Source organism: Streptomyces sp. UH6 (genome assembly GCF_013421635.1).
GTDB lineage: Bacteria > Actinomycetota > Actinomycetes > Streptomycetales > Streptomycetaceae > Streptomyces > Streptomyces abyssomicinicus.
In genome coordinates, this window is sequence record NZ_JACADT010000547.1 from 1 (window position 1) to 3834 (window position 3834).

The 3834-nt window shown below is 73.4% G+C and carries 6 protein-coding genes; 5 read left to right on the plus strand and 1 reads right to left on the minus strand.

The genetic code is table 11. From position 1 onward, the window contains the following. The 4 genes from HW445_RS21710 to HW445_RS21720 form a co-directional block, all read left to right on the plus strand. A partial coding sequence (locus HW445_RS21710; RefSeq protein ID WP_180222650.1) for an MFS transporter occupies window positions 1-637 on the plus strand: 637 nt, incomplete at its 5' end. 48 nt (window positions 638-685) lie between these two features. Then, on the plus strand, window positions 686-796 hold the full coding sequence (locus tag HW445_RS33710; RefSeq protein ID WP_281372112.1) for an SGM_5486 family transporter-associated protein: 111 nt from the start codon (window positions 686-688) through the stop codon (window positions 794-796). Window positions 797-1080: 284 nt separating this feature from the next. Further along, window positions 1081-1302 carry a hypothetical protein gene (locus HW445_RS21715; protein WP_180222651.1) on the plus strand — a complete coding sequence of 74 codons (222 nt, stop codon included), beginning with the start codon at window positions 1081-1083 and terminating at the stop codon, window positions 1300-1302. A gap of 78 nt (window positions 1303-1380) precedes the next feature. Further along, a complete protein-coding gene (locus tag HW445_RS21720) occupies window positions 1381-1899 on the plus strand; it encodes a histidine phosphatase family protein (RefSeq protein WP_180222652.1) in 519 nt (172 codons plus the stop codon). Between the two features lie 116 nt (window positions 1900-2015). On the opposite strand, the gene serB is transcribed toward HW445_RS21720, so the two are convergent. Continuing rightward, window positions 2016-3227 (minus strand): phosphoserine phosphatase SerB, encoded by a 1212-nt coding sequence (serB, locus tag HW445_RS21725; protein ID WP_180222653.1) that lies wholly within the window; start codon window positions 3225-3227, stop codon window positions 2016-2018. 327 nt (window positions 3228-3554) lie between these two features. Between serB and HW445_RS21730 the strand changes: the two genes are divergently transcribed. Further along, window positions 3555-3834, plus strand: a 280-nt coding sequence (locus tag HW445_RS21730) for an FHA domain-containing protein (protein ID WP_180222654.1), incomplete at its 3' end; no start/stop codon positions are given.

Sequence of the window (3834 nt, forward strand, 5' to 3'; positions counted from 1 at the left end):
GGCAACGGCCGCGGCGCCGATGCGGAGCATCACCCGCAGCCGCACCGCGTGGGCCCTCGCCGTCTTCTTCGGCCTCCAGAGCACCTGCGCCTACGTCACCATGGGGTGGCTCGCCCAGATCTTCCGCGACGCCGGGGTCTCCGCCGGTACGGCCGGCGTGCTGCTGGCCGTGAGCATGGTGATGGGCGTCCCGCTCTCCTTCGTCATCCCGCGGATGGCCGCCCGGCTGCCCCACCAGGGCCCGATCGTCATCGCCCTCGGGGTCAGCGGACTCGCCGGGTACACCGGCCTGATCCTCGCCCCGGCCGCCGGGGCCTGGCTCTGGGCGGTGCTGCTGGGCCTCGCCAACTGCGCCTTCCCGCTCGCCCTCACCATGGTCGGCATGCGCGCCCGCACCGGAGAGGGCGTCGGCCGCCTCTCGGCGTTCGCGCAGAGCACCGGCTACCTGATCTCCATCCCCGGCCCGGTGCTGGTCGGCGTCCTCTACCAGCACAGCGGCGGCTGGGCCCTGCCGCTGACCCTGATGGCCGCGCTGATGATCCCGCAGATGGTCTTCGGCGTGCTGGCCGGGAAGAACCGGACGGTCGAGGACGAACTGGCACCGTCCCAGGAGCCCGCGCCGGCCGCGCCGCGCTGACCACCCGGTTCCGGCGCGGCGTCCGAGGAGTGCGAGACTGTGGCCATGGTGCTCGACCCGAACCCCCAGAACGGCCAGAAGAAGCTGCTGCTCGTCCTCGGCTCGTTCCTGCTCATCATGGTGATCATCGGCGTCATCGCCTCGATCGCCGCGCCCTGACCCTCCCGACGGCCTCGACCCCGCTTCGGCCCCGACGGACCCGACAGCCCCGACGACCCTGCCGTGACGACGCTCCCCGCGACCCCGGCCGGAGCCGTCCGCGCCCGCTGCCGGCGGCGGGGTGGGGCTGTCCCCACGTCCCCTAGGGGACGTTCCTCAGGGTCGAATGGGTGGATCACCGGATGTGACGCGTCACGCCCGTTGCGTAGCGTCGGAGCGTGGCCCTGGGACGGCCACCGGCCGTGCGACGGCCGGGACGCGCCCCTACAGCATCCGGAGGCATCATGCCGGTCCGTACGACGACCTCCTGCCCCGCCCCGGCGACCGGTGACGGCTCCGCTCCGGGCGCCGGTTCCGGCCCCGACGCCAGGCTGCCCTGGTGGGGCCTCGCCCTGCCGGTCCTGGCTTTCGTGGCGCTGCTCCTGCTGGTCGCCGATCCCGCCGCCGGCGCGGCCCCCGGCGGCGGCGAACTGCTGACCCGGCTGGCCGAAATGGCCGGCCGCTGACACGGCCGTCCGCCCCGGCCCGGTGACGCCTGCCAACTCCCAGCGCCTCGCCGCCTCTTTCGTGCAAAGCTGGGATCCATGAGCGTCGCAGAACCCCGCAGGATCGTCCTTTTCCGGCATGCGAAGGCCGACTGGCCCGACGTCGCCGACCACGAACGGCCGCTCGCCGAGCGGGGGCGCATGGACGCCCCGGTCGCCGGCCGCAAGCTCGCCGACTCCGGCATCCCCTTCGACCTGGCCCTCTGCTCCACCGCGAACCGCACCCGCGAGACCTGGAAGCTCGCCGTGCACGAATTCCCCCAGCGGCCGCGGACGGTCTACGAGGAGCGGATCTACGAGGCGACGCCCGGCCAGCTCGTCGCCGTGCTGAACGAGACACCCGACGAGGCGGGCAACGTCCTCCTGATCGGCCACAACCCCGGCGTCCACGGCCTCGCCGAGGTGCTGGCGGGCTCCGCCGAGGGCGACGCGGGGGAGCGGATGGCCCGGCGCGGTTTCCCGACCGCCGCCTTCGCGGTGCTCACCTTCACCGGCTCCTGGAAGAACCTGGAACCGGGCGTGTGCACGCTGACCGACTACTGGGCGCCCACCAAGTGACGAACGGCGCGCCCGGCCGGGGACCCGTCCCCGCCCGGCGCGCCCGGCGCTTCCCGCCCGGCTCCGCCCAGCCCGGCGCTTCCCCGCCCGGCTGGTCCTCCGGCCGCGGGCGGAGGTCAGTTCTCGACGAGGCCCCCGTCGGCGGCCTCGACCTCCTCGCGGCTGATGCCCAGCAGATAGAGCACCGTGTCCAGGAACGGCACGTTCACCGCCGTGTGGGCGGCCTCCCGGACCACCGGCTTGGCGTTGAAGGCGACACCCAGACCCGCCGTGTTCAGCATGTCCAGGTCGTTGGCGCCGTCGCCGATCGCCACCGTCTGGGCCAGCGGCACCCCCGCCTCCGCCGCGAAACGGCGCAGCAGCCGCGCCTTGCCCGCGCGGTCCACCACCTCGCCGATCACCCGGCCGGTCAGCCGGCCGTCGACGATCTCCAGCGTGTTGGCCTGCGCGAAGTCCAGGCCCAGGCGCTCCTTCAGGTCGTCGGTCACCTGGGTGAAGCCGCCCGACACCACGCCCACCTGGTAACCCAGCCGCTTGAGGGTGCGCACCAGGGTGCGCGCGCCCGGCGTCAGCCGCACCTCGCTGCGCACCTTCTCGACCACCGAGGCGTCCAGGCCCTCCAGCAGTGCCACCCGGGCGTGCAGCGACTGCTCGAAGTCCAGCTCGCCGCGCATCGCCGCCGCCGTCACCTCGGCGACCTTCTCCTCGCAGCCGGCGTGGGCGGCGAAGAGCTCGATGACCTCGTCCTGGATGAGCGTGGAGTCCACGTCCATCACCACCAGCCGCTGCGCCCGGCGGTGCAGCCCCGCCGACACCACCGCGATGTCCACGCCGAGCGCGGCGGCCTCGGTCGCCAGGGCGGTGCGCAGCGGCGCCGTCTCCGCGCCGGAGACCGCGAACTCCACTGCCGTCACCGGGTACTTCGCCAGGCGGAAGATGCGGTCGATGTTGCCGCCGGCGCCGGTGATCCGGGACGTGATCGCGGCGGTCGACTCGGCGGTCAGCGGGTTGCCCAGCACGGTGACCGTGGACCGGCCGCTGCCGCGCGGCCGGTTGTCACCGGTGCCGGAGAGGATCTCCGCCTCCAGCTTGACCGACCCCGCCCAGCTGTGGACGGCGGCCCGCAGATCGCCCTCCTGGCCGACGGGCGGCTGGGTGATCAGGGCGCAGAGCACCATCCGGCCGCGGATGACGACCTGCTCGATGTCGACGACGTCGACACGGTAGGCGGTGAGGGTCTCGAACAGACCGGCGGTGGTCCCGGGGCGGTCCTTGCCGAAAATCTTGACGAGGAGAGTGGGGACGTCGGAGTTCTGCGCAGCGCTCATGGTCCTCCCACCGTATCCGCCCACCCGCCCCGTGCGCCCCACCGGTCCGCCACCCGGACGCCCCCGTCCCTCACCTCGGAGCCGTGCGCCGGGCGCCCTCGTCCCCACCCCCCGCGGCCGGGGCGACGCGGGTGCGGGCTCCGGCCGATCGCACGGTTGGACCCCCTCTGCCCGCTTTCGCGCCGTCGCCCGGGCCGGTGAAGATGGCGATTCGGTACCTGTCCACGGGTCCCGCTTCCGGTCGCCCCACGTCGCCTGGGATAGTTCCCCCGGACGTTCGACTTCCCTGGACTCCCTGTGTCGGGGGCCAACTCGGGGGACAAATCAGTGGGGCATGGAGTGCCAGAACTCGTACTCGAATTCAACGGACGGACCTGGACGCTCGATTCGTCCAGGTCCTACACGATCGGCCGGGACCCGCAAGGGGACTTGGTCCTCGACGACGCCAGGGTCTCCTGGCGCCACGCCACCGTCAGCCACGCCGACGGCGGCTGGGTGCTCGAGGACCACGGTTCCACCAACGGCACCTACGTGCGGGGGCAGCGGGTCCAGCGGACGCGGCTCGAGCCCGGCACCCCGGTCCACCTCGGCAACGCGACCGACGGCC

Excerpts from the sequence above, each read along its gene's own strand:
- serB (WP_180222653.1), bottom strand. The coding sequence starts at position 3,227 with ATGAGCGCTGCGCAGAACTCCGACGTCCCCACTCTCCTCGTCAAGATT.
- HW445_RS21715 (WP_180222651.1), top strand. The coding sequence starts at position 1,081 with ATGCCGGTCCGTACGACGACCTCCTGCCCCGCCCCGGCGACCGGTGAC.
- HW445_RS21720 (WP_180222652.1), top strand. The coding sequence starts at position 1,381 with ATGAGCGTCGCAGAACCCCGCAGGATCGTCCTTTTCCGGCATGCGAAG.